Origin of the sequence: Nodosilinea sp. LEGE 06152 (genome assembly GCF_015207525.1) — a bacterium.
Classification (GTDB): domain Bacteria; phylum Cyanobacteriota; class Cyanobacteriia; order Phormidesmidales; family Phormidesmidaceae; genus Nodosilinea.
On sequence record NZ_JADEWR010000010.1, the window covers coordinates 198,474 to 225,149 of the forward strand.

General features: G+C 51.3%; 13 protein-coding genes and 1 pseudogene. 9 read left to right on the forward strand and 5 right to left on the reverse strand.

Features of this window, described 5'->3' with window-relative positions; genetic code table 11:
• Window positions 1-48 precede the first annotated feature (48 nt).
• The 6 genes from IQ265_RS15425 to dndE are packed head-to-tail and all read left to right on the forward strand — an operon-like array spanning window position 49 to window position 3,496.
• Complete coding sequence (locus IQ265_RS15425) at window positions 49-369, forward strand: nucleotidyltransferase domain-containing protein (protein WP_194055112.1); 321 nt, start codon at window positions 49-51, stop codon at window positions 367-369.
• Window positions 366-506, forward strand: a complete 141-nt coding sequence (locus IQ265_RS15430; protein WP_194055114.1) for a hypothetical protein — start codon at window positions 366-368, stop codon at window positions 504-506. The genes IQ265_RS15425 and IQ265_RS15430 overlap by 4 nt, the downstream gene beginning before the upstream one ends.
• The gene (gene dndD, locus IQ265_RS15435) at window positions 503-2,473 is read left to right on the forward strand and encodes a DNA sulfur modification protein DndD (RefSeq protein ID WP_194055116.1); all 1,971 of its coding nucleotides are present in this window, start codon (window positions 503-505) and stop codon (window positions 2,471-2,473) included. Before IQ265_RS15430 ends, dndD begins: the two co-directional genes overlap by 4 nt.
• Window positions 2,474-2,779: a nucleotidyltransferase family protein gene (locus IQ265_RS15440; protein ID WP_194055118.1), complete on the forward strand. Its 306-nt coding sequence runs from the start codon at window positions 2,474-2,476 to the stop codon at window positions 2,777-2,779. It abuts the gene before it with no gap.
• A complete protein-coding gene (locus tag IQ265_RS15445; RefSeq protein ID WP_194055120.1) occupies window positions 2,763-3,101 on the forward strand; it encodes a HepT-like ribonuclease domain-containing protein in 339 nt (112 codons plus the stop codon). The genes IQ265_RS15440 and IQ265_RS15445 overlap by 17 nt, the downstream gene beginning before the upstream one ends.
• A 2-nt stretch (window positions 3,102-3,103) precedes the next feature.
• Complete coding sequence (dndE, locus tag IQ265_RS15450; protein ID WP_194055121.1) at window positions 3,104-3,496, forward strand: DNA sulfur modification protein DndE; 393 nt, start codon at window positions 3,104-3,106, stop codon at window positions 3,494-3,496.
• 9 nt (window positions 3,497-3,505) lie between these two features.
• Here dndE and IQ265_RS15455 read toward each other — a convergent pair whose 3' ends face one another.
• Complete coding sequence (locus tag IQ265_RS15455) at window positions 3,506-4,900, reverse strand: Uma2 family endonuclease (RefSeq protein ID WP_194055123.1); 1,395 nt, start codon at window positions 4,898-4,900, stop codon at window positions 3,506-3,508.
• A gap of 10 nt (window positions 4,901-4,910) precedes the next feature.
• Window positions 4,911-6,116, reverse strand: coding sequence for a phosphoadenosine phosphosulfate reductase family protein (locus IQ265_RS15460; RefSeq protein WP_194055125.1), 1,206 nt, complete (start codon window positions 6,114-6,116; stop codon window positions 4,911-4,913).
• A 152-nt stretch (window positions 6,117-6,268) separates the two neighbouring features.
• On the opposite strand from IQ265_RS15460, the gene IQ265_RS15465 reads away from it, so the two are divergent.
• Window positions 6,269-8,293, forward strand: a complete 2,025-nt coding sequence (locus IQ265_RS15465; RefSeq protein ID WP_228037942.1) for a DNA phosphorothioation-associated putative methyltransferase — start codon at window positions 6,269-6,271, stop codon at window positions 8,291-8,293.
• 145 nt (window positions 8,294-8,438) lie between these two features.
• Here IQ265_RS15465 and IQ265_RS30675 read toward each other — a convergent pair whose 3' ends face one another.
• Window positions 8,439-8,681, reverse strand: coding sequence for a hypothetical protein (locus IQ265_RS30675; protein WP_347404972.1), 243 nt, complete (start codon window positions 8,679-8,681; stop codon window positions 8,439-8,441).
• Between the two features lie 69 nt (window positions 8,682-8,750).
• Here IQ265_RS30675 and IQ265_RS28805 point away from each other — a divergent pair.
• A pseudogene (locus IQ265_RS28805) lies at window positions 8,751-9,287 on the forward strand (transposase family protein).
• A 101-nt stretch (window positions 9,288-9,388) separates the two neighbouring features.
• Here the strand turns inward: IQ265_RS28805 and IQ265_RS15475 are convergent.
• Together IQ265_RS15475 and IQ265_RS15480 are read right to left on the reverse strand one after the other, a co-directional pair.
• On the reverse strand, window positions 9,389-22,720 hold the full coding sequence (locus tag IQ265_RS15475) for a CARDB domain-containing protein (protein ID WP_194055127.1): 13,332 nt from the start codon (window positions 22,718-22,720) through the stop codon (window positions 9,389-9,391).
• A gap of 46 nt (window positions 22,721-22,766) precedes the next feature.
• On the reverse strand, window positions 22,767-24,146 hold the full coding sequence (locus IQ265_RS15480) for a hypothetical protein (RefSeq protein WP_194055129.1): 1,380 nt from the start codon (window positions 24,144-24,146) through the stop codon (window positions 22,767-22,769).
• A gap of 850 nt (window positions 24,147-24,996) precedes the next feature.
• Between IQ265_RS15480 and IQ265_RS15485 the strand changes: the two genes are divergently transcribed.
• The gene (locus IQ265_RS15485) at window positions 24,997-26,625 is read left to right on the forward strand and encodes a ShlB/FhaC/HecB family hemolysin secretion/activation protein (RefSeq protein ID WP_194055131.1); all 1,629 of its coding nucleotides are present in this window, start codon (window positions 24,997-24,999) and stop codon (window positions 26,623-26,625) included.
• The last annotated feature ends 51 nt before the right edge of the window (window positions 26,626-26,676 follow it).

Sequence of the window (26,676 nt, forward strand, 5' to 3'; positions counted from 1 at the left end):
ACAATTGAGTCATTCCAAAAGGCTGTGGGCTAATCTCTACACCGCATCATGCTGTCAGCACACGATCAGAAAATTTTGACAGAATTTGCCAGCAAAATTCGTGGCCAATTTCCCCAGGCCAGCATTTGGGCTTTTGGCTCACGGGCCAAGGGCAGCGCCCAGCCCGATTCAGACTTTGATATTTGTGTCGTTGTAGACAAATTAGACCGCACCATCTGGAAAGCCGTTAGCGACATTGCCTGGGAAGTTGGCTTTTACCATGACGTGGTTATTACCACAGTCAAATATTCTCACCAGCAGTTTGAGGCTAGCCCTTATACCGCCAGCCCTCTCGTTCACAACATTCTCTCAGAGGGTATAGCTGCATGAGCCAGTCAGACGATATTGCTGCTCTGGTTAAGGCGCGACTTCAGCAGGCCCAAAATGCTCTAGAAGCATCCAATGAATGCTACGTACAGGCTGAGAATTTCGTACGCCAGGTGAGAGAGTACTTACAAACCCTATGATCTTCCTCGATCTCACCCTAGAAAACTTTGGCCCCTACTACGGGCAGCACAGCCTCAACCTGCGCCTCGAAGCCGGTCGCCCCATCATTCTCATCGGCGGGCTGAATGGCGGCGGCAAAACCACCCTGATGGATGCCATTCGCCTAGCCCTGTATGGTCAACGTGCTCAAATCGACCGCCGCCGCAGTTTGGCCTATGTCAACTTTCTGACCCAGTGCGTCAACAATCAAGCCGCCTCCGAAGAGAGTGCCGCAGTCGAACTCACCTTTGAGCACGTGATCTACATTAGCGGCATCGAAAAGCTGGGCCAGGTAAAGGTGCGGCGCACCTGGCAGCGGGGCCGCAAAGATACCCTTACCGTCGAGCTAGACGGCTGGCCCAACGAATACCTCACCCAAAACTGGGATGAACAAGTCGAAGACTGGCTACCCCTGGGGCTCTCTAACCTATTTTTGTTCGACGGTGAACAGGTCAAAGCCCTAGCTGAACAAGACACCCCGCCTCCCAGCGTGGTCAGCGCCATTCGCGCCGTTTTGGGGCTAGAACTGGCCGATCGCCTCGCCAACGACCTGGCAGTTTTGGTTAGCCGCAAACAGGCCGAACTAGGGGATGACGCCGCCCAGCAGCAGGTAGAAACCCTGCGCCACCAGCTCACCCAGGCCGATCGCGATTTATCTACCGAAGCCGCCACCATTGAGCAACGCGAGGCCGATCTTGCCGCTGCCGAAACCGCCCCGCAAGAAGCCGAAGACCGCTTTTTTGCCGGGGGCGGGCACATCACCGAACAGGCCGAACCCCTCCAGCAGCAGGTGAAAACCTGGCGCACCGAAATCAAAATTCAAACCCAGGCGCTCCACGACCTAGCAGCCTCGGTGCTGCCCCTAGCCATGATTCAGGGTTTGCTCATTGATGGAGCCGCCCAGGGACAACGAGAGCAAGACCAGCAAAAAGCTGCGATCGCCCGCGAAGCCCTAGTCAACCACGACCAGCGCCTGCTTGACCTGCTCAGCCAGCTCAAGCTCAAGCCCATCCAGAAAGAGCAAATTGAGGCGTTTATGCAGCAAGAGAGCCAAAGCTTAATCACCACCGCCACAGGCGTCGCCTGGCTTGAGGCCTCAGACGATAGCCTGGCTCAGCTCACCCACATCCTTCAGCACCAGTTGGCCAACGAGCAACAGCTAACCCAAACCCACCTCAGCGCCCTGCAACAGCTCAACGACGACATTGATGCCCTAGAGGGCAAACCGGCCAAAGCCGCCTCTGCCGAAGATTACGAAACCCTCAAGTCAGCCCGCAACGCGGCTCAAACCGATCTAAAAGAATGCCAGATGGCCTTGGAAATCCACCGTTGCCGCTACGGCGAGCTAGAACGGCAGCGGCAAACCTTGCAGAAAGCCCTCAGCAGCTATGGCAAGGATGCGATCGCCGACAGCCAAGCCAACATTCTGCTAGACACCGCCCCTAGGGTGCAGGCAACCTTAGCGGCCTTTAGAGAAAAATTGACCGAGAAAAAGCTTAGCGCCCTTGAGACTCAGGTAACCCAGTACCTTAAACTGCTACTGCACAAAGCTAGCCTGGTGAGCCAGGTAATGATCGACCCAGCCACCTTTCGCCTTGACCTCTACGATACCGAAGGCGCACCCTTACCCATTCAAAGCCTCTCTGCCGGTGAAAAGCAGCTACTCGCCATTTCATTCCTTTGGGGTCTAGCCAATAGCTCTGGTCGGCAGCTCCCCGTTGCGATCGATACTCCCCTAGGGCGACTCGACTCAGAACACCGCAACCACCTGGTCGATAGCTACTTTCCCCAAGCCAGCCACCAAGTCATACTGCTCTCCACCGACACCGAAATTCGCGCCGAAGAGGTAGATCGGCTGCGGGGGGCAGGGGCGATTTCCCGTGAATATATGCTGGAGTACGATCCAAAACAGCGACAGACAGCAGTGGTATCGGGTTACTTTTGGTAGATGGTTATGCAAATTGAACTTCCTCAGGCTGCGCTTAAACAGTTTTGCCAACGCCACCACATTAAAAAGCTATCGGTATTTGGCTCTGTGCTGAGGCCAGACTTTAGCGCTGAGAGTGATGTCGATTTCTTGGTCGAATTTGAGGCCGATCATATTCCCGGACTCATTCGTCTAGCGGGTTTAGAACTAGAGCTATCTAACCTAATTCACCGCGAGGTCGATTTGAGAACTCCCAAGGATCTAAGCCGTTATTTTCGAGACGACGTTCTAAGCACTGCGGTAGTTCAGTATGACAGCGCTCAATGACGATATTCGATTGAGGCATATGCTAGATGCCGCTAATCAGGCGATCGCATTCATGGAAGGCAGAAGCAAACTTTCCCTCGATGCCGATGCCATGTTGTTGCTAGCCGTGGTCAAAGCTATTGAGATTGTTGGTGAAGCCGCCGCCAAAATCACTAAAGAACGGCAAGCTGAGATTCCGCAAATTCCCTGGTCCCAGATCATCAGCATGCAAAACCGCTTGACTCATGCCTACTTTGATATTGATACTGATGTCCTTTGGCAAACCATTGTCGAAGATCTGCCTGAGCTGATTCGTGAGCTTGAAACACAAATAGACCAATAGCTATGCAACCTCCTACCGATCGCATTAAACTTTCGCAAGCCGCCAAAGATCAATTGATCAAGCTCAAGCGCGTAACCAAAATCTCTACATGGAATGTGCTTTGTCGTTGGGCCTTATGTCGCTCCCTGGCAGAACCGTCTATACCCTCGCCCGTACCCATCCCCGCCGACAGCAACTTAGAAATGACCTGGCAGGTCTTCGGTGGCCCTGTTGCCGACCAGTTGCTTATCGCCCTTAAGCAGCGCTGCCACCAAGATGGGCTAGGGACAGACGCAGAAACCCTCACCACCCAGCTCCGCCTGCACCTGCACCGGGGCATCGGCTACCTAGCGGGTGATCTCAATTTGAAATCGATTGAAAACTTTTGCCAACTCGCTTTGCCCGAACGGACTTGACCAAAATAATCACAGCTCTACTAAATGACGCTCAATTTGCCAGAGCTGATCTGCCGTCAACCACCCTTCATCGACCCACAGCAGATTAATGCGCAAGTTTGAATCAAGGTCACGCAGCAGGTCGTAGGCTTGCCAAGCGTTATCTAGTTCATCCCAATGCACCAGCGTGATGTCTGACCAGTAGTTCAGCGGTTGAGCCATGGCCAGTTCGCCAATTACCCCCAGCCGCTCTACCGAAAAATGACTTCTAAGCCGTTCTGCGGCCTGTCGAGCTGTTGTCCACCATTCAGCTTTGCGCTCTGCATCCCGCTGCTCTGCCTCAATCCGCTGCCGTAAGCCCTGAATCCAGCACTGGGGAGGCAGCAGCTTGACGGTGCTGATCAGCCCAAACGTCATCATCAGCATGGCTAACACGTTGCGCGTACCTGGGGTCGAGCCAATCAGCGGCTTACCGTCGATGAACTCAAACTTGGCCCGGGGGCTCCAGCTAATGTATTCCTCAAAGCAAAGGGGCACGGGCTCGGCTTGAATGTTGGGGATAAATAGGGCCGCCCCCCACTGTGGCCCGGCCTCGTAATGGCGCTGATAGCCCCCTGATGCCTGCTCAACCACAAAAGCATCGGGTTCTAACGGCGTTTGATCGGTCTCCTCTTGCCAAAGGGCACTGGGCCTGAAGGCCAACCCCGGAGCACTGCTAGGGCGGTAGTAGCCATCGGTCTCTGGCAGCTGGGGTTGATACTGCCCATCATCCAGTCGGTAAAACTCTATTTGCTGCGCCGCTGGGTCAATCAGCCAATACTCAAGAACACCTGCGGCCTGGTAGTAATTACTCTTGGTAGTGCGATCGCAGTCTTCATGCCCTGGCATCACAATTTCGATCACCAGCTCCGCAGGGCCGCTCAAAAACGCCTCATAGAGCTGGTTCAACCCCTGGTTTTTAAAGAACACTAGGTCTGGCGTAAAGCCGTTATTGCCTAGCCGCATGACAAAATCGCGTCCGAGGGAATGCCCGCCCACCTGCCCATCGAGCCGAAACAGATCCATGATCAGCTTTTGCCGCAGACGGTGGTGGGGCCAGGTAACCTGAACACTGCCCGCCGATAGGACCTCTGGGGTAAATGCGATCGCACTAGCGGCAGACTCCAACTCATTGAGCTGGGCATTGATAGAACCTGTCTGCGGCAGCGGCAGACTATAGCCAGCAACCAGGGCCTGGAACCAGGTTTCGATTGGGGCCAGTGCGATCGCGGCCTCGGCCCCCCAGCCCTGCAAAATCTGCCTCAGCAGCAACCGACTCCCCATGAGAGAATTGCCCACAATCAGCTGCCCCTCAATCAGCTCCAGATTGCCCTCTGGTTTGCTGTTGAGCCAGTTGTCAAACAGCTCAGTCTTGGGGGGGTGCATAGATAATCGTCTACCACTCACTAAAAATTAGCGGTTGCACACTCCCATCCGACAAGATTTCCGGCAGCCATTCGTCACCGCGATGCTCGGTGCCATCCCACTTTTCGGGCCAAGTCTCGGCAGCAATCAGCTCTCGAATGCGGGCCAGCTCCTCAGCGCTAATCAGGCAAATATCCGGCTGTCCCATCTGGGCCGCCCCGGCATTCACCTCTGCTTCAATGCGAAGAATTTCCCCCAGCATCCACTCCCTCGCCTCCAGGGTCAGCGGCCCCAAGCGGCCCTGCTTCTTCGCCAACGAACCATCCTTCTTCACTTCCCCATGCTTCCGCAAACGGTACTGAGGCTTCTTGACTTCCCAATACAGCGGGCGCAGCTGCCGCAGCGGGGCCAAGTAAGTCCACTTCGCGTTCGCCAGCACCCGCTCTAGAGCTGCATCTTCTTGCACCAGCGGGCAGCCAATGCAGCCTGTGCGGGCGTTGATCGACTCGGTTTCGCCCAGGTCATCCTGGGGGTCGTGGCCGTAGACCTCGGCAATGTCGAAGGTGGGGTAGCCTAGCTCCACATCGGCCTGCACTAGCCAGTCCCACACGTGGCAGACTCGCCAGTGCAGCAGCGGGGCCAACGTATCGGCCACCGCACTAGAGGTGGTCTGCTGAAACCAGCCCTGACCGCACTCGCCACCGTCGCGGCTACAGCTCATGGCAACTCGCTGGTCACGCGCCGCAGATTCGCCCACCCGCACCCCCGTCAGCATGAAAAACTTTTCGCCCCGCTCCTGCCGCAGGGTTTCTAGCTCCCGCTCCATACTCATCACCTTGAGCTTGGGCGTACACCAGCGAAAAGTGTTGCTCGGCGGCGGCACCCCTCGCCCTAGCATATAGACGAAGTAGCGGTGGTCAAGCTTGGGCAGCACGACCCGGGTATCAAAACCTTTTTCCCTCAGCTTGGCCAGCAGAGCCATGGCCGCATTGTGCAGCGGCGGCAGCTCCTGGCGGGTATCGGCGTAGAGAACTGTAACGCTCTCAGGCCGAGGCACCAGACCCTTATCAATTAAATCGGCAACTAATGTAACGGTGGCTGAAGAATCTTTGCCGCCCGAGAACGCGATCGCCCAATGCTTATACAAAGAACCATAGTGGCGCAACGACTCCGCCGATAGCTCAGTGCTGCGGTCAAGGGAGAGGCGATCGCTTTCAAATAGGCTGAGCGTTCTCATTCAAGCCAAGCATTACAGCGGCAATAAACGTTGAGTAGCGTCATTCTAACGGCAAAGGGATACCGGGGCGCTAGATGTAGGAGTTTCTTTTTGAATTAGGTGGTTTGGGGCCAGAGAATGCCTGTTAGAGGTGTCATACAAGTGTACTGAATATGACTCAGAGTGTTGATGTTCTGTCGCAACCCGCTACAAGCTTGCCCCACGCCGAGCTGGTCAAGCACTGTCAGGGCAGCACAATCGGCAAATGCTTGCCCAATGCGTTCTACATTCATAAATCCGCCCTGCCATCTATAGATAGCACCCTGCGACATCAAGAACAGTGCGCCCGCAACCTGCTAACAAAGCAGTTGCCCTTTACCCTGGTCAAGTTCCACTTCGACCAGCCCAAACTCTCCTACCTCTACTACCCCGAGTTCGACGCCGAACCCCACCCCCTGCTCCGCACTAGCACCATTGTGGACTGGGCCACCGGCACCGTCGAAACTCGCGACTACAGCGATGCCCCCAACCCGCCGCTGCTCCACCGCAAAGAAACCTTCATTACCGCTGACTACCCCCACTACAGCCGCTTTGCCCATTTGACCCAGCAGCAGGTCGCTATGGGTCTGCTCGACAACTCTCGCGAAATTGGCACCCAGCTCAACTGGGAACGCCGCCTCGCTCAGCAGGGCATCGAAATCCACAACCACGCCCTGGCTTGCCCGATCAAGTCGGCTCAACAGGCCAAGCCCAAGATTCAGAGGCACAAAGCGGCGATCGCCCGCGTCACTGCATCTAAACCCGTCCGCCTCGCTGTGGAAGCTGAACTCTTTCCGCCCGACACCACCTACTTCGACTACGGCTGCGGCCATGGAGCCGATATTGAGTACATCCACCGCCTGGGCCTCACCAGCTCCGGCTGGGATCCTCACTTTCGCCTCGATATTCCCCACACCCCCGCCGATGTGGTCAACCTGGGCTACGTGATCAACGTCATCGAAGACACCGCCGAGCGCAGGGAAGCCCTGATTAACGCTTGGGGTCTGGCCCAGAAGGTGCTCATTGTCGCCGCCCAGGTGCTGATCGACGATCGCACCCGAGGCGTCATTGCCTACGGCGACGGCATCATCACCAGCCGCAACACCTTCCAGAAATACTACGAGCAAGAAGAACTCAAAGCCTACATCGACCAGGTGCTCGGCGTAGACGCCATCCCCATCGCTCTGGGGATTTACTTTGTCTTTCGCGACGAGGCCCAGGCCGAAGCCTTCCGCGCCTCCCGCTATCGCTCCCATGCTACGGCACCGCGCATTCGCCTCAAGGTCAGCAAGTTTGAGGAATACCGCGATCGCCTCCAACCGCTGATGGACTTCTACACCGATCGCGGTCGCCTGCCCACCGTTGAAGAGGTAGGGGCACAGCATGCTGTGCCCCTACAGGAGACCTTTGGCAGCATCAAGCGAGCCTTCACCGTCGTTCTGCAAGCGACCGATGTGGGGGAGTGGGATGCGATCGCTGACAAGCGCCGCAACGATCTACTCGTCTACCTGGCCCTCAGCCACTTCGGTAATCGCCCCAAATTCAAAGACCTCTCCCCCTCAGTACAGGCCGATATCAAAGCCCTCTTCGGCAGCTACCAGCAGGCCTGCACCGCCGCCGATCTGATGCTCATGACCCTGGGCCGCACGGAGATGATCGAACAGCGCTGTCGACAGAGTGCGATCGGCCAGCAGCGACCCAATTCCCTGTGGGTGCATGTCTCTGCTCTAGATCAGCTCGACCCGCTGCTACGCCTTTACGAAGGGTGTGCATCCCGCACTATTGGCCGCCCCGAGGAAGCCACAGTAGTGAAGTTCCATGTTCAGAAGCCACAAATCACCTACCTGGCATTTCCCAATTTCGACAAAGAGCCGCACCCGGCGTTGAGGACCAGCATGGCGATCGCCCTTCAAGATCTCTACGTGCGCTGCCGCGACTACGACCCCGACAACTCTCCCCTGCTCCACCAAAAAGATCAGACTATTGCCCCCGACTATCCTAACTATGCCAAGTTCGCCAAACTCAGCCAGCAAGAGCAAAAGTGGGGCCTGCTCGACGATGTGAAGGCGATTTTTGATCAGCGCGGCTGGGAGCAGTGTTTGGCTGACCACAGTGTAGAACTACGGGGACACCGGCTGGTGCGGCGCAAAGCTCAATAATAGGACGAATCACCGATGAATCTATTAGACCTGTTGTGAAATAGATGGAAATTAGCTACACCAATACAGGTGTTGAGACGGTAGCCCGATGCTGGATCTAGAGCGCGTCAAACGGGATGACCGATTGCTGCGGGCGTTGACAGGTCTAAATCACAAAGCCCTCGCGGCGCTCCAACCCTCGTTTGCTCAAGCCCTTGCCGAAGCGCCCATCCCCCGTCGTAGCCAGCAGCCGAGAGAGCGGTCGGTGGGCGGGGGGCGTAAGCCTCGACTTGCGAGCGTCGAAGACAAACTCATCTACATCCTGTTTTACGTCAAGTGCTATCCCACGTTTGACCTCGCCGGTCCGCTGTTTGACCTCGACCGGTCGTAGGCCAACCGCTGGATGCATCGCCTACAGCCCTTACTCGAAGCCGCATTAGGCCAAAAACTCGTATTACCGAAACGGAAGCTGAGCAGCATGAGTGAGTTTGTCGAAGCCTTCCCACAGGTCAAGCGGGTGATCATTGACGCCACTGAGCGGCCCGTGCAACGGGCCAAAGATAAGGACAAGCAACGGGACGACTACTTAGGCAAGAAGACGCGACATACCCGCTCACATCTGGCCCTGGTAGAACCGAACCGGAAGATACTAACTTTCAGTCATGCCTATGCGGGCCGACACAATGACAAAGGCATCTTAAACCAGGAAGGCTGAGCAAAGTGGATACCTGATGAGGTGTCGATACAGGGTGACCTGGGCTTTTTCGGACTGCAGAATGAGGTGGTCAATGTCGAGTTGCCCCACAAAAAGCTGCGCGGGGGACAACTCAGCGACGAGCAGAAAGCAGACAATCGAGCGTTAGCCAGCGAGCGAGTGGTGTGTGAACATTCGTTTGCGGGCCTCAAGCGCTACGGAATTGCGCATCAGGTCTATCGCAACCGGATTGAAGGCTTTGATGACCGCTCGATGGTCACGGCTGCCGGGCTGTGGAACTTCTGTTTGGAGGCGGCATAGGGTGAGGACACAAAATCACTAACCCCGACAACAACTGATCAATGGCTCACTGTTTCACAACAACTCTATTGGTTTCATTCCCTTTCCTCTCATTCCCACTGTCAAGGTGCAAGATCTGAGTAGATGAAGTTGCTAGTAGTAATGCTGCTTGATTGAGTCCACATAAGAGAGGCTAATTGCTCTCCACTGGTTATACCAATTAAGGTGCTGCTACCAGATTGTACGATCGTTAAATCATTGAGGGTTAAACCTGCGCCTAACTTGAAGCGGGTAGAACCGGATGGGAAGTTGTAAATCGTATCCAACCCATTACCTTTTGCTAGCACAACGACATCTTGCCCCCCACCTAGCCAAAGGGTGTCATTGCCCAAACCACCGTCTATGAAATCATCCCCTGCGGCACTGTAAATGACATCATCGCCCTCACCACCCAGGAGAATGTCATTACCGTCATTGCCATAGAGGATGTCATTTCCTGCCAAACCTCGAATGGAGTTAGCAGCCGATGAACTGTATAAACTATCATTCCTCCCTGTCCTAGTCACTGGATTAGTGGGAGTGACCGTAATGTTGAGTATGTCTGTATCAACCTTGGCTTCTCCACCTCCAGTGCTGCCTAAGTCATCTGTGGTGACAGTGAGAGTTACGGCTCCAGCAATCACAGCCAAAGGATCCGGGGTAAAGCGTAGGCCGTTGAGCGCAGTGTTAAGAGCAGAGAGAGTTCCTTGCACCTTCAAGCTATTCGTGTTGTTGCCCTCAACCAGCGTAAGCCCATCAACACTGCCGAGAGCAAGGGCACCCTCTGTAACGGATAGGATGACTTGTTCGATACCACTACCAGCATCAATATCGCTGATTGAGATACGATTGCCAGTAGCGCTAGAGAAGACAAGCGATGCACCTTGCTTAATGCTTTGAAGCTTTGCTGGTAGTTGGTTGACAGGGGCATCGTTGACAGGATTAACGGTAATGTTAATGACATCGCTGTCACTCCTTGCCCCGCCATTACCGCTGTTGCCTAAATCATTGGTAGTGATAGTCAGCTTAGCGGTGCCGTTGAAGTTGACGGTCGGCGTGAGCTTCAAGCCATTGAGCGCAACACTTAAGTCGGCCAGTGTTCCCGTTGCTGTAATTTTTGTAGTGCCATTACCGGTGACATTGGCTAGCCCGTCCAAACTTTCTAGTTGCAGTTTTCCATTGGTAGCGCTCAGGGTGAGTTGAACCGGCGCAGTGCCTGCATCAACATCACTTAGGCTGATTGAGTTACCCGTAGCAGTGGGGAAGGCCAGCACGGTGTCTTCGTCCATCGATTGAGCACCTGGAGCCGAGGTGACGGGAGCGTCGTTAACAGGGTTAATGGTTAGGTTAGAGGTTGCGATCGCACTGCTGAAAGCAGTACCACCACCATTACTGCTGGTATCTGCCTGACTTCCCAGGCTGCCAATTGTCTGATCCCAAGCCCGATAGCTCAAGTTAATGGTGCCATTGAAGTTGAGGTCGGGGCTAAAGCGTATGCGGTTATTGAAGGCGAGTAAGAGGGCACCCGTTTCGCTGACGGTTGGGAAGCTGAACCAAGTGCTACCGCCATCGGTGGAGTATTGCCAAATGCCTGAACCAGAAGTATTGGTAACGGCAATGCCACGCAGAGCTCCTGCGTCCAAATCAGTAACGGCAGTGCCAAGCAGGGTGGAGACAAGCGTGCCAGCATTAATTGTCGGGTCTTCGTTAATGGTTGTGAGGTTTTTAACACCAGTGGGGTTTAGAACAGGTGCATCATTGACCGCTGTAATTGTTACTGTGCTGTTGACGATAAGGCTATTCGACTTACTGTCATTAATCACAAACTGAATCACGCGCGGGGTTGTCTTGGGGCTGTCGCTGCTGTTGCTGTACGTCACTGAGCGCAGGACACTTTGATAGTCCTCCAAGGAAGCCGTTCCAGTGAGGGTCAGAACACCTGCGCTAAAGCTTCCGGTAATTGCTCCAACAGGTATGAAGCTGAGGTTGTCTTGATTAGAGACAAAGTTAGTGATGCGCACGGTTGCTTTTTGCAGGGTTGTATTGTCTGCATCACTAAGGGTAAGACCACCATCAACAATTACACTGGAACCGTTTTCAGCATAGGTAGCAGACGTCCCTGTCAAGGCAACTAAGGGTCGGTCATTCACAGAAACAACTTTGACCGTAGCGGTAGTCATCTTGCTGTTGGCGGTGCCATCGCTCACGACGAAGTCTATGAGACGAGAGGTTGTGGTTGGGCTTTGAGAGGTGTTGTTGTAGGCAAGGCTGCGCAGAACTTGCTGATAGTTGGCAACCGTATCTATGCCCTGCAGGGTCAGTACGCCTGTGCCAGCATCATAGCTAGCCGTAATGCTGGTGCCGGTTGTATTAGCAGCCAGGAACTCCTGACCCAAATCGCTCAGGTTGCGAATGCTGACAGCCGCGCCATTGATGCTGGGGCTATCTACATCACTCAGGTTGAGACTGCTGACGATGGGGGTGAAGCCTGCATCTTCTGTGAAGGTGCTGCTGGCGTTAAGCCCTGTAGCAGCACCGTTGAGATCGAGTACGGGGGCATCATTGACCGGAACAATGGTCACGGTGGAGGTGACAAGGGCACTTGGGGCCGTCCCATCATTGACGACAAGGGTGATGATGCGAGGAGTAGGATCTGGATTTTGAGAGGTGTTGTTGTAGCGGACGGTGCGTAAAACCTGCTGATACTGGATCAGGGTTGCTGGACCTGTGAGGTGAAGCGTACCGGTTGCAGCATCGTAGGCAGCAGTCATGTACCCGAAGGTGTTGGGTACAGAGAGGGATTCAGCAGCACCGTCTACTAGGTTGGTAATGGTGATCGTGGCTGAAGTAACGGTGGTATTGTCTGTGTCGATCAGGGTAAGACTACTACTTACTGTTGCGATCGCACCCCGATCCTCTGTAAAAGTCGTGGCAAAATCGGCTCCTGCTGTGCTTCCGTTCAGGTCGAGAACGGGTGGAACGTTGAGGATGGTTAGGTCGAATGCATCACTGACAGATGCGCCTTCCATATCCGTTGCAGTGACTATGATACTGAGCTGACTACCGGTATTGGCTGGCGGTGTGCCACTGAAGGTGCGAGTGGTTGGGTTAAAGCTTAACCAGGTTGGTAACGGATCACCATTGTTCAAGGTGACAGCGTAATTTAGCGTATCGCCTGCATCTACATCATTGAAGGTATCGATTGGAAGTGTGAAGTTGAAAGGCGAGCCTTTTGCAACGATTTGATCCGAAATCGCGTTGCTCGCGATCGGCGCATCATTGGTGTTTGTCACTGTCAGCGTGAAGGTCTCACTGCTGCTGCTGCCTGTGTTATTTGTCGCAGTTACCTGGATATTGAGAGTTCCCACCTGCTCGTTTGTAGGCGTGCCATTGAAACTGCGAGTGGTCGGATCGAAACTTAACCAGGTTGGTAAGGAAGCTCCGTTACTGAGAGTGGCGCTGTAGCTGAGATTAACGGTGGAGTCTGCGTTGAAGGTATTGTCAGGAATCGTGAAGATGAAGGACGTATCTTCTGCGGTACTCAGGTCGGGCAGGGAATTAACAACAGTCAGCGAATCATCACTGACGATCGTGAGCGTTGCAGTGTTCTGTGTGCCGATCGCAGCTCCTCCAGTCGGAGTACTTAACGTTAAAGCGATCGTTTCATTCGTCTCATACAATCCATCATTGGAGATCGGGATAACAACCGTCTTTGTTGTCTCTCCATTAGCGAAGTTAACGGGGATAGAGGCATTGTTGTAGTCAGTCGGAGCAGTGGCAGTACCATTAGCCAGGGCGATCGTGGCGCTAGTTGCTCCAGAACTGCCGTTTGTGCGGGTGACGGTGATGGCAATGATGGGAGTGCCATCTTCGTTGACGCTAAACTCAGTCGCACTGAAAGCGAGAGTTCCAATGTCAACCGCAGTGCCGGGAACGCTGATTTGTGCGTCTGGAGTCGTGGGGGTGGCTTCAAGGTTGCCTGCGTTATCACGGGCAACGCTGTAGAAGATGTAGGTGTGACCGGGTTTGCCGATGTAAGTTGCTTCGGTGAGTTTGGTGTTTTCTAGCCAGGGGGTAAAGGGTGCGCCGTTGTCTGAGACGTAAATGGTGAAGTTTGCTAGGGCGGAGCCATTGGTACCGTCGTTACCAGACCAACTGACCAGGAATTCTTCGCCTGTGGCAGTGGTAGGCAGTGCAGCGATGGAACTGGTGGGTTTGCCAGCATCGATCGTATTAAAGATAGGTGGAGTATCGATCGGTTCTTCAGTATCGAAGACGATCGTGGCTTTAGCGTCAATGACTGCACCCGTTGTAACATCTCGTTTGGCTTTGACGGTGTAGTTGACGAAGCCATCTCCTAAACCGCCATCAGGATTTTCGGTGGTGGGATTATCGGGAGGTAGGAAGCCAATTAAGGGATTGACGGGAATTTCACCCGTTGCGGGATCGATGGTGGTGAGAGTCCAGAAGGCTTCCCCTTTGGCAATGTCAATCCCTGCAACCACATCAATAAAGAAGCCAAGCTTATCTTTCAGGTCTAAGCGTTGATTGTAGAAGGCGGTATTGGCGGGAACCTCAAACATGAGATCGCCCCAGCCAAAGTTGCCTAGACGGAAGGTGCGCCAGTCGAGGTCAGGATCGAGGGGGTGGGTAATGGTAACCTGTTGGGCGGGTGCAGTAGCGGTAGGACGGTTTTCAAAGCGAATAGTGTAGGGCAAAAGAGCAGATGAGGAAATCCATTTCTCTTCACCGAAACCTGCTGGGCCTACAATATCATTAGGATCTGAGGGGCGAACAATAGGAGTGCTGCCATTAGCACTTGGAATTCCAGGTGGTACGGGTATTGCTGGTGCTGCTTGAGCCTCTGGAAATAACAATGAAGAAGCTCTATCTGCTAAATTTTGGGGTTTGGGGGTGGGAGTAGGTTTTGGTTGTCTTCTAGGAAGGTTTATTACGGCTGCTCCCCCTGAAAGTCCCAACGGATCTATTTGTTGGAGAGGATTATTTATGACGTAGGTGTAGAAGTTTACATCTCCTCCTTGTAGTCCTAGTGGATCTTCACTTAAAAATCTTCCAAAACTTGGGCTGTAAAACCTTGCTCGCATAAAATCGAGCCCATTGCCCTCATCCATCACGCCCCATTGCCCAACATATTCAAATGGGTTAGCAACGGCTTCAATAGTGGTAAAGTTCTCCCCAAACGGCAAGTAGCTATAACGGTTGAGGTAATCACCATTCGCACCTGTTAGACCAACCGTTGAACCAATAGCATCCGAGTCGTAGTAAGTTGCTGAATTAGTTGCATCAATCCGGCTTGTAAGTCCTATACCGTGTGTATAGTGTGCAACCAGGTTTCCACTACTATCGTATTCAGCGACAACATCTACTAAACCAGTAGGGTCAAGGAGATAGTCAGTTCGTTGACCATTCTGAATGGTGGCAATACGGTTGCCTAAAGCATCATACTGGTATGTCCAGGCACCGTTGGGGGCAGTAACGCCAATCAGACGATTTTCATCATCGTACTGATAAGTCCAGACGTTGCTACCTTCAGTCTTAGAAATCAGGTTGCCGTCTGCATCATAGGTATAAGTGGTATTGCCAACAGTGGTGTACTGATTTAGACCATTTGTGCTGTAGGAGGTTGCAACGCCACTGTCGGTCACAGAAATCCGGTTGCCTGCCGCATCATAGCGGTACTGGATGGTACGACCACCGGGAAGGGTGATACCCGTTAACTGATCGGTTGCATCATACTCATACTGCCAGGAGCCTTCGAGCGTTGTCATGCTAGTGCGTCGTCCTAGCGCATCGTAGCCGTAGTCGAATTGAGAGTTTACAGTTCCATCATTGTCGTGGTTAATAATTTGGAGCAGTTGACCTGCCGCATCATAAGCATAGGTAGTATACGTACCGTTCCCATTGGTTTCAAGAGCCAAACGACCCACTGCATCGTAGGTATAGCTCGTAATTAATTCACCCGTGGTATTCGTCAAACTTGCCAATCGTCCGTTCGGATCATAGGCATAGTTCACGACAAAGCCATCCTGATCGACCATGCGAGTGCGGCGACCACCCGCATCGTAGGTGAAATCTAGAGAGCGACCAGAGGGGTAAACGATACGGGTCAGCCGATCTACCGCATCATAGGTCATAGGGGTGGTGCCACTAGCATCGGTAGCAGAGATCAAATTGCTACGAGCGTCATAGCCATAACTGACAAATGATCCATCTGCATACTCTTTACGAATCAGCAACCCGTCTTTGTTGTAGGTATAGTCAATGTCTTTGCCACGACGGTTAATCGATCTGGTCAAATTGCCAGTTGAGTCATAGCTAAACCGCTCACTGCTGCCATCTGCATAGGTAATCCCTTGCAAATTACCCTGGCTATCGTAATTGTAGGTGCCGATATTCCCCTTCGCATCTCGAACGCTAAGGAGTCGATTGAAAGTTGGATCATAAGTGAACTCAATTTTGCGCCCTAACGGATCAACCTGGCTAATGACATTACCCCGTGCATCGTACTCGTAGGAGTAAGAATTACCGCCCGGTAGAGTTAGCGAAATCGGATTTTGATTGGCATCGTAATTGAACTGAGTAGTCTGACCCAGAGCATCACGGACTTGACCCAGTTTAGAATCGAAATTAGCTGAGTTAGAGCTATTCAGTAAGAGCTTTGTGGTGTTTCCTACTGCATCAGTGACATAAATACCGCCAGCGGTGTCATAGCTGTAAGAAATGGATTCCGCACCGCCATCTCCAAACTCGCGTGTTAGGCGACCTTGACTGTCGTAATTGAAATAGCGATGAGTGCTATCAGGATTGGTAATCGATAGCAGCGTATGTTCTCGTGCTGCGCTATGCCCCGTGTCGTAAGTGTAGGACGTGGTTCCTTCTACTCCAGTAACCGATAACAGATGCTCGCCAACAGCATCGTAGGTATAGGTCGTGGTGCGACCTGTGGAATCAGTCACTTGCCCAATTCGACCTTGAGGATTGTAGGCAATTGCTAAAATATCCCCATTGGAGTGAGCCAAGCTCGTAAGACGACCGCTAGTATACCCTGCTGTGATGCGGTTGCCATTGGTATCCTGCACATAATCCAGCTTGCCGTCCGAACGGAAGACAGAAATTGCTCCATCTAGTTCACGAAGTCGATAAACACCTTGATCAACTGTCAGGCTAGCGAAATCACCCGTCGCACCCACGTATGTCCCATCCGCTTGACGGGTAAATACACGTTGCCCACTGGCGGTTTGGATGGTGACATTACTATCAGCATCTGCGGTTAAAGAAGTATCCCACTGGTGAGTCCAACCCCGTCCCAGAGAGCTAAGGGTGTAACGTTCTACTAAAGATTGCTGGAACACTCGACCAAATGCGAGTGCGATTCCGGGTGCTTCATCGACAAGGTCGATCGCAGAGGTTAAAGCAACACCAGTCAACGTATTTCCAGCTTGCTGCAACTCAAACCCTAATAGCTGAGAAACGTTAGCTGTATATTCACCCAGTTGACTCAGATGCGTTGCATTGTCCGCTAGAGCAGTCAGATAATCACCAACTGTTTGTCCCACTCCTGCCGTGAAATTACTCCAAATCGCTTCCCAAGCCTCTAGCGAAACATCGCTGGGACGAGCACTCTCTTTAACCGTTGACCAGTCGATCGTTTCACTGCTAGGCGAAAGTTGACTGACTGAGAAGTTAACACTTCCTTCATCAACTGTAGGCTTAAACATGAAAGAGAACTGCCCTGTAGCACCTGGAGCAAGAATTCCGGCTGGACCATTCGTATTAATGGCAAGCAACTGAACTTCAGAATCGGTGTAACTGCTTTGATTTGGCATCCGCAAATCAGCATTAGCAGCCACAATTTCCAATAGAGGCGCAATGAAGTCAGTTTCGCCTGTATTGGTGTAAGCAACCGTAACAATGCCCTGCTGATCTGGGCGCAAAGCACTAGGGGTGCTGAGTCCAATTTCAACTTTGCCAACGGGTCCTGCCGTAACTGTAAAACGGTCTTCAAGGGTTGCCGTCTTTCCTTTATCATCAACCCGAACGTCATATTCCCCAATAGCCAACCCTCGTAGATCAAACGTTGCCCATAGGGTAGAATCGTCCTTCCACAGAACTCGACTGGCAGTGCGCTCCGTTCCATCGGCTGCAATTAGGCGAACAACCCCATCGGTTGATAGTTTCACACCTGATAGGGTGATTGTGGTTTGCCCCAAATTGCTACCACGGCTTGTACCAATGTCTAGCAGTGAGAAGTCAAGGGTCTCAGCCTTAATGGTGTATGGAGCTGAAGGTCCGGCATTCTCGTAAGCCAAGACATAGTAAGTTCCAGCCCGTGTCGTAGGAATAACGACTTCCTGATCAGCGACAAAGAGTTCAGAGAAACCGACATCAAATTGGCTGCGGGTTGGCATCTCCCCATAGCGGATGTAAAGCTCATTGATCGCATTCGACTGGCTATCCAGCTTCACTTGCAAGGTTTCGCCTGCTGCGACATCAATCCGGTAGTAAACAGCCTGCCCCTGAGCTAAAGTTCCTGTTGCTTGAACATCCAGATCTAACCGCTCTGCATCTAAAGCAATGCGATCGACCGAAGCCTGGGTATTGTTTGCCTCATTAACTTCTGGAATTTGATTGCGAATGTCACTACGAACGATGATGTTGTAATTACCTGGAACTGCACCAGGCAGAGGTGCCTCCAGTGTTTCCGTGTAACTTGCACCACCTGCAACACCACCTAAGTGATAGACCTGTCCAATTAACGTATCCCCGATATCCCACTGGCTGTCTTTAGACAAGTAGACAGAATCCCACCAGCCCCCTTCAGCTGCATTTGTGCCCTGGTTCGTCACTGTGTAGGTGATGGTCGTGTTCTTGCCAGAAACACCCGTCGCAGGAACCGTAATTGAACTGATGCTTAGCTCTGCCGGTGCAGGCAGATTCACCTGTATTGAGTTACCGTTATATCCAATATTGTTCTGCTCCCCAGTGCGTTCGTAAATGTCCTCACCACTATCTGCAACAGCGAAGACGTAGTAAGAACCAGATAGCCCACGCGGAATTTGGAAGGATTGAGTTTGTGTATAAGATTCTCCTCCTTCCAAACCCTCAGCCTGATCTTGATAGCCCAGGAAGATGTCGGAGTTGCGATCGAAAAACTGGTCACGCGATAAATAGAATGTATCCCGCCATGCTCGATCGCCTGTCGCTGCACCGTTATTTTGAACTGTCCAGGTCAGCGAAAACAGCTGATTACTAATAGCAGTTGCAGGCGCATCTACACTTTGCACAACGAGATCGGATACAGCGCCAAGATTGATGGTTGTGAGGTCGTTCGTTGCTAGGTCATTATTGGTTTCTAAACTTCCCTCGATGACATTTGCACTACTGTCAGTGCGAACCAGCACATGAAACTGCCCTGTCAAGTCACTCGGTAGCGTAAAGGTCTTACTTACCTGGTAGCTCGCTGCTGGATCTAACGCACCTGTACGATAAACCTGATCAAGGCTAATATCATCATCACTAATGACTGAGTCAAGAGACAAATAAACCTGGTCATACCAGAAATCTACATTGGTTCGAGCAATACCTTGATTTTCAACTGTCCAATTTATAGTAAACGCTCCGCCTGATTGAGCCGTAACTGGTACATTAAGTTGAGTGACTCTTAAATCTGGTGTTTGACGGTTTACAGTGACAGGCAACGCCGATGAACTGTTGTTTCCTTCATTTGTCGCTTCATAAACGCTGCCACCACTATCGGTTACAACAAAGAGGCTGTAATCACCAGCGAGATTGAAGGGTAGTTCTACTAACTCATTACGAGTGTAGAAAGCTCCAGCATTCAAGAGACCACTGCGAGCAAAGGAACCCAGCATAATATCGTTACTGTCGAGAACTCCGTCAGCAGAGATGTAAATTTGATCTGTCCAGTTCTCAACTGCGGTGTTGCCAGTCCCCTGATTAGTAACAGTCCAATCGACACGAACTGCTTTGCCTGCTTCTGCATTCCCTGATATACCAGCTGTTTGAACAATTAGGTCAGCCGGACGAGATGAGATAGCAATCTCATTTTCACCAATGACAGTATTGTTCGCATTATCAAGTTCAAAGACATCGTTTCCGCTATCGGTGACAACAAAGATACGGTAGTTGCCTGTTAATCTATCTGGCAGCGTAAAGGTTTCAGAGCCATCATAAGACTCGCCTGGTTCTAAGGCTCCAGAGTGGTTCCGGATTCCTAAATACAGGTCTGTATTTAAATTAAGTTGATCATCAGCTGATAGATAAAAAGCATCCTGCCAAGAGAAGTTTGGTGTTACAGTTGCTCCAAAGTTTGTAACCCGATAATTGATCGTGAATGGATTACTTGCTAATGCCGCTGTGGGAACATCAATGCTTTCAACCTCAAGGTCAGGAGGAGGCGTTAGAGTGACCCGTGTAGCGATCGAATCGTAACTGACATTGTTAGATTCAAAACCACCCTCAAAAACTTCATTAGATGTATCAGCTTGTACAAGGAAGAAAAAATCGCCACTAATACCAATAGGCAAAGCAAAGTTTTGAGTAGCGTTGTAACTTTCATTTGATCCTAAAACACCTGAGCGAATCAAATTTTTGGATAGCCCATCAGGAACGTAGTAGAGATATTCGTACTCAGAAGTGTGTAAAACTAATCCCAGCAGCTTATCTTGATTGTCTAGCGTTGTATCGGTAGACATATAGACGGCATCGTACCAAGAATCTCCTAACGTTTTGCCTTGGCCTTCATTGCTGACTGTCCAGGTTAAAGACAGAGATTGACCTGAAAATGCCTGAGTAGGAGCATTTGCTGAAGATACTTGTAAGTCCGCTAGCGGCGATGGTTGTATATCCGTTGGAGCGCTGGTTCCAAAGTTGTCACCTTCATTGTTTAATTCTTCGACTTGATTGTATTCATCTGTTTTAACAATGAAGCGGTAATTATTAGCAATGCCTTGAGGAAGCGAGACTGTGAGGCTATTGGTGTAACCCTCTCCTAGATTTAAGTAGCTGGGGTTCGCTACCCGCCCCACGAAGATATCAGTGTTGTCAAACTCATTGTCAAGGGAAAGCCAAACGCTGTCATACCAAACTGGTGAATTCGTCGCTCCTGTACCTGTGTTTGTAACCGTCCATTTAACTGTCGCTTGTCCGCCAGATAAGGCTGTTGGTGGCGCAGTAACCTCTGTAACCTTCAGATCGGGCAATAGAGGCGACTTTAGACTAATTAACCGATTATCAACGACAACATTGTTATCCTCTACAGATTCAGTAATTTGATTTCCAGTATCCGCTTGAACAACAACCCAGCGATCGCCAGTCAAATCTGTCGGTAGCGTTACCAGTTGCTGGCGAGTAATGGATTGCCTTGCCGCGATCGTACCAGTGAAGGAGAAGCTTCCCAAGGCTTGATCATTCCCAAGTTGCTGATCGCCAGAGAGATAGATTGAATCTGTCCAAGTTCCAGTTGCGTCTTTTGTACCCTGGTTTGTAATCGTCCAAGCAACTTCAATCTGTTGTCCTGCAATTCCTTTTACTGGCGCAACGATATTGCTAACAACAAGATCGGGAACGTCGTCATCAAGAATAGTGAGCACAGCTGCACTTTGTGCGCCAATTGTTGCTCCACCCGTTGGGTTGCCGAGAATCAGATCGATCGTTTCGCTACCTTCAGAAAGGCTGTCGTCAATGACGGGCAAAGTGACTACCTTGCTGGTTTCACCTTCAGTAAAAGTAACCACGATCGGAGCGCTGTTATAGTCTGCTAGAGCAGTAGCGGTGCCATCAGTGGGCGTAATTGTTGCTGTAACAATACCATCGCTGCCATCTGTTCGATTAATCGTGATAGCTGCAACAGGCGTGCCATCCTCATTGATACTAAAGGCAGAACTACCGAAGGACAAAACTCCTGGCACAGCATCGTCATCTACAATTGTGAGAATTGCTGTTTTTTGAGTACCAAGTGTCGCCCCACCTGTCGGATTGCTTAAGGTTAGATTGATTGTCTCATTGCTCTCATAAAGCGTATCATCAGCAATCGGAATGGTGATAGTCTTGCTGGTTTCGCCTGCCGCGAAATCTATTGTAATAGGGGCACTGTCATAATCAGCGGGGGTAGTAGCAGTACCATTGGTGGGGGTAAGAGTTACTCCAACTGTTCCATCGCTACCACCAGTGCGTGTAATTATAACCTCAGTGATTGGTACACCGTTCTCATTCACGCTATAGGTAGCACCATTGAAGGCAAGTGCCCCAAATGCGGGAACTTCATTTTCGACGATCGTCAGAGTGGCAGAACTTTGAGCGCCAATGGTTGCTCCACCTGTAGCATTCTCTAAGTAAATGTTGAGCGTTTCGTTGCCTTCGTAAATCACATCATCCAAAATTGGAACTGCGATTGTTTTGGACGTTTCACCATTGACAAAGTTAATAACAATTGGAGTGCTGTTATAATCATCCGGTGAAGTTGCAGTACCGTTATTCAGGTAAACGGTGGCGCTTACTGCCCCGTCACTACCACCTGTGCGTGTAATCGTAATCGTGGTGATGGGTATGCCATCTTCATTCACACTGAAGGTTGCATTACTAAAAGCTAAAATACCAGCTGATTTATCATCATCAATAATTGTCAAAACAGCCGTTTTTTGAGTTCCAAGTGTTGCCCCACCCGTAGGATTAGTGAGCGTTAGGCTAATCGTCTCATCACTTTCGTAGAAAGTGTCGTTTACGATTGGTATCGTAACGGTTTTGTTGGTTTCTCCAGGAGCAAAGCTGACGACAACAGGTGTAGAATCATAGTCCGCAGGTGAGGTTGCTGTTCCATTGCTCAATACAATTGAGGCACTTACAACACCATCACTTCCACCTGTCCGGAACACAGTGACAGCCGCAACAGTTGTACCATCCTCATTCACACTAAAGGTAGGAGCACTGAAGGAGAGGGTTCCTGGCTTATAATTAGCGTCCTGGGTTGCTGTCAGTATAAGGCTATTGTTAGCAATGGTTGGTGCAAGAATTACACCATTTCCCAGATTCAAACCCTGAATATTCGTAAAACTGCCGCTGAGAGTGCCAGCTTTTAGAACTTGGAACGTGTCTCCAATCGTAGGTGTGAAGCCGTTAATCAGATTGATTTTGAGCGTGCCATCCAGAGTGGCAGTTCCAGTGATACTGAGCAGGTCAAAAGCTGTTCCAGCCGTTCGTCCACCCAAGTCAAAATTGAGAATGCCAGTTCCTGCTTGAGTATAGTCTCCGTCGATGTTGAGAATGCCAGTTCCTAAACCAGGGTCAATCTGACTTGCGTTAGAAACATTACCTGTAATATTTCCAAAGCCTAAGAGTGAACCTCCTTGAAGGGCGATTGCAGCATTTGCTGTCAACAAACCGCCACTAAGGATTGTTGAGCCTGCTGTCTGAGTATACCCACTAGTAAAAGTGAGTGCTCCCTGCTGGATTTTGACGGTGCCAGAGTTGTTGAAGAGGGCAGAGATTACAGACGAATCTGTGCCATCTTACTCCCAGGCTTTTGGTCAGCGTTCCAGCATTGTTAAAGGTGGTGCTACTGTCGCCATAAAAGTCTGCATCGCTTTGCAGGTTGATGCTGCCACTAGCGGCGTTGTTCCAAGTTGCGCCGTTGGAACCGTACAGGTATAAGGTATTGCCTGTCCAAGTGGTGTTGCCTCTAGTCTCTAAGGTGCGACCATCTAGGTTCTTGTAGTAATTGTCATCATTGATCTGCAAGCTGGCTGTAACAATTGTCTTGCCGCTGCCTGACTGAGTTCCACCACTCCAAACCATATTGGTTGTAGTGACAGTATCCGAACCACTCAAGTCACCATAAGAAAGAGCAAAGTTAGTTGTGCTGATAGCCTTGCTACTGCCGAAGTTGGCTATGCCACCTGTAATTTCAGTAGTACCTGTGAGATTATAAGCACCTCCAACTTCGGTCGTGCTGCCGTTACTGAATCGAACTTTGCCTGCTCCATCAATGGAAGAACTATTACCCAGAGTATGGGTGCCACCACTAAACTCTAGAGACCCACCACTTTGAATACTGAAGTTGCCTGTACTACTGCCTCCTCCTTGTAAAGACAATACTCCCTGCTGTACTTCGACAGTGCCGGAGTTGTTGAAGAGTGCAGAAATGACGGACGAATCTGTGCCATCTGTACTGCCTACACTCTTCGTTAGCGTTCCAGCATTGTTAAAGGTGGTGCTACTGTCGCCATAAAAGTCTGCATCGCTTTGCAGGTCGATGCTGCCACTAGCGGTGTTGTTCCAAGTTGCGCCGTTGGAACCGTACAGGTGTAAGGTATTGCCTGTCCAAGTGGTGTTGCCTCTAGTCTCTAAGGTGCGACCATCCAGGTTCTTGTAGTAATTGTCATCATTGATCTGCAAGTTGCCCGTAACAATCGTCTTGCCACTGCCCGACTGAGTTCCACCACTCCAAATGAGTGTACTTCCAGCATTTGCGGTGAGGCTGCCCGTTCCTGTTAGAGTTCCACCGTTGAAGTTGAGAATTCCTTTGCTGTTGACTGTACTGGCACCATTTAAGGTAAGAGTGTACCCATTCAAAATGAGCGTTTGGCTTCCAGCTGTTGTATTGCCTAATGCAAGTCCAACGATCGTGGTATCAACATCCAGATCAACCGTGTAGAGCCCATTAAGTGTAATTGAAGCCGTATCAGTAGTTACTGGAACGCCCGTATCCCAGTTTGTTGAGGCACTCCAGTTTCCATTAGCAGCATTCTTCCAACTTCTACCAGCCATGCGTGTTTGACTCCCTTTAGGAACCAGAATGGGCAAAGATTAGCAAATTGAGAGCAACGCACCCTTACTGAATTTCTTTTGTAAAAAAACAGTGCAAATCATATTACAGTATTCGTAGTAATTTACACTCACAGCAGAGCTAAAATTTATGTTGTTTTGCTACAGGTGTTACAGGATCAAATCAAAAGAAGCCACAATTTTCGCTCCACTCTCCTGCCCCAAAAATGCCTTAGTCTCCAGTGCAGTCTCATCCGATTAAGGACAAGCTTGTGCCCACTGCCAAGCCTGTTACGTCTCTCGCTGAAAGAGCGGTTTATCCTTCACGACCCGCCTAGGCCGAAACCCAGTAGCGACTACTGCGTTCGGTAAATAAAGTTGATTATTCGTCCTTCTGAGCTAGCGGAAAACCTTTCCGCACCTAGCGACCTGTTAGTACCGCCATTTGGTGCTCAGATGCTTCGTCATGTCTCTTACTCTAAGGGTTCTGCGCAACAGACCACCCTCACCGTGGTGGCCAACTACTAAATAATTTACAAACAGTGGAGTCAAACATAAAGATTTTGATCAAGCTTTTTACTCTCCTACATTTTCTAGGATATATTCTGCATTACTCTAAATCCGTAGGATTACGGAGTCCTTTGGTAACTCGTGGTTAGAACCCGTTGTAATTAGAACGTTTTGGGTATGCTTATGTCCCTAATTTTCATTTCCTGAAAGCTAGTATATGCAAATAAAGATCAGCTTTTGCGGCTTTCAGCAGCCCCCAGCTTCGTTTTTATTGACTCAAGCATCATTTTTAAGTATCTTTTTAACGCTATCATCCCCTGCTCTTACTGCTGAAACGACCCAGCGGAAGATGGATGAAGCGCCTACTTTTAAAGCCACTATGGCCCAGTGGGTAAGCCAGGTCAACCCTGGACAAGAACGTCTCCCAGAGCCTGGGCTGCCGGTTGAGCCTTTGCCTGAGGCTACGCCTGAGGAGCTGGAACCGATCGCTCCACCGGAAACGCCCGTTCTACCCGAGGGAGAAGCTCCATCCTTAGAGCAGATTCAGGTGCGCGAGATTGTGGTGACTGGCAGCACGGTGTTTAGTGCCGAAGCTCTGGATCAGGTGGTGCAAGCCTATGAGAATCGGCCTTTGAGCGTGGCTGATCTGCAGTCTGCGGCAGATGCGGTGACCCAGCTGTATCTCAGCGAAGGTTACATCACCTCGCAGGCAGTGCTCCAAGAGCAAACAATCGAAGCTGGAATCGTTGAGATTCAGGTGATCGAGGGAGGGCTAGAAGCTATTCAGGTGGAGGGCACCAATCAACTGGCTGATTATGTTCGCAGTCGAATTGGGCTAGGGGCGCAGACTCCCCTCAACCAGCTACAGCTAGAAGAACAGTTGCGGTTACTAGCCACGGATCCTCTGTTTGAGACAGTGCGAGGTAGCTTACAGCCAGGCACAGTGCCGGGGCAAACCCTGCTGATAGTCACTGTGGAGGAGGCCGATCGCTTTTCTGGAAACATTGGAGTCGATACCTTATCTCCCCGCAGTGTGGGAGAGTACCGGACCGGGGCTACGTTGCAATACCTAAACCTGGCTGGCTTGGGCGACAGGCTGATTGCCTCGGCCTACCGTTCAACCAGCGGCGGTTCGCAGGTCTACGATTTGAGCTATCAGGTGCCAATTAGCCCGACCAACGGTACGGTAACTCTGCGGGTAGCGCCCAACAACTTTCGCATTACCGACCCCCAAGAGCCTGGCTTTGCCTTGGGTATTAATGGCTCTACCAATATCTACGAGGTCTCTGTGCGGCAGCCGTTAATGCGCAGCCTGCGAGAGGAGTTCGCCCTGTCCTTGGGTTACCGCTATCGGGATGGTTCGACAGTTGTTCTAGGAACCGTCACCCCGGCGACTCGCAGTAGCGTCTTCACCTTTGGTCAGGACTATACGCGGCGCGACCCGACTGGGGCCTGGGGACTGCGATCGCAGTTCGACATTGGCACCGCCAGCGGTGAGACTAGCGGTCAGGCTACCCGAGAAGATGAAACCTTCTTTAGCTGGCTGGGTCAGGCCCAGCGAGTGCAGGTGCTGGGTCCAGATCATTTGCTGATTGCTACCGCTGACCTACAGCTCACCCCTGATCGCCTGTTTACCTCAGAGCAGTTTTTTGTGGGAGGCGGCCAGTCGGTGCGGGGCTACTACCAAAACGCTCGCTATGGGGACAACGGCCTGCGGTTTTCAATTGAGGATCGGATTACGTTAGTGCGTGAGGAGGAGGACGGGTCGCCAATTGCCCAGGTGATTCCGTTCTTTGATGTGGGCTACGTGTGGAACAATAGCCCGGTGCCTGCCCAAGCCTTTTATCAAAACTTGATTGCGGGAACGGGAGTCGGATTTTTATTAAACCCAGCTCCAGGACTAACGGCTCGGATGGATTTGGGGGTACCTCTGGTGCGATTAAACGAAGTACCAGGCGATCGCCCTTCCGGGCTCAAGGTGCATTTCGACGTGCGCTACGAATTCTAAATTCTGGCCCGCTGGGCCGTCGCTACAATCCGCTACATTTTTGAGGTCTTT

Excerpts from the sequence above, each read along its gene's own strand:
- dndE (WP_194055121.1), top strand. The coding sequence starts at position 3,104 with ATGCAACCTCCTACCGATCGCATTAAACTTTCGCAAGCCGCCAAAGAT.
- IQ265_RS15455 (WP_194055123.1), bottom strand. The coding sequence starts at position 4,900 with ATGCACCCCCCCAAGACTGAGCTGTTTGACAACTGGCTCAACAGCAAA.
- IQ265_RS15485 (WP_194055131.1), top strand. The coding sequence starts at position 24,997 with ATGGCCCAGTGGGTAAGCCAGGTCAACCCTGGACAAGAACGTCTCCCA.
- dndD (WP_194055116.1), top strand. The coding sequence starts at position 503 with ATGATCTTCCTCGATCTCACCCTAGAAAACTTTGGCCCCTACTACGGG.
- IQ265_RS15430 (WP_194055114.1), top strand. The coding sequence starts at position 366 with ATGAGCCAGTCAGACGATATTGCTGCTCTGGTTAAGGCGCGACTTCAG.
- IQ265_RS15425 (WP_194055112.1), top strand. The coding sequence starts at position 49 with ATGCTGTCAGCACACGATCAGAAAATTTTGACAGAATTTGCCAGCAAA.
- IQ265_RS30675 (WP_347404972.1), bottom strand. The coding sequence starts at position 8,681 with ATGCATCCAGCGGTTGGCCTACGACCGGTCGAGGTCAAACAGCGGACC.
- IQ265_RS15445 (WP_194055120.1), top strand. The coding sequence starts at position 2,763 with ATGACAGCGCTCAATGACGATATTCGATTGAGGCATATGCTAGATGCC.
- IQ265_RS15460 (WP_194055125.1), bottom strand. The coding sequence starts at position 6,116 with ATGAGAACGCTCAGCCTATTTGAAAGCGATCGCCTCTCCCTTGACCGC.
- IQ265_RS15465 (WP_228037942.1), top strand. The coding sequence starts at position 6,269 with ATGACTCAGAGTGTTGATGTTCTGTCGCAACCCGCTACAAGCTTGCCC.
- IQ265_RS15440 (WP_194055118.1), top strand. The coding sequence starts at position 2,474 with ATGGTTATGCAAATTGAACTTCCTCAGGCTGCGCTTAAACAGTTTTGC.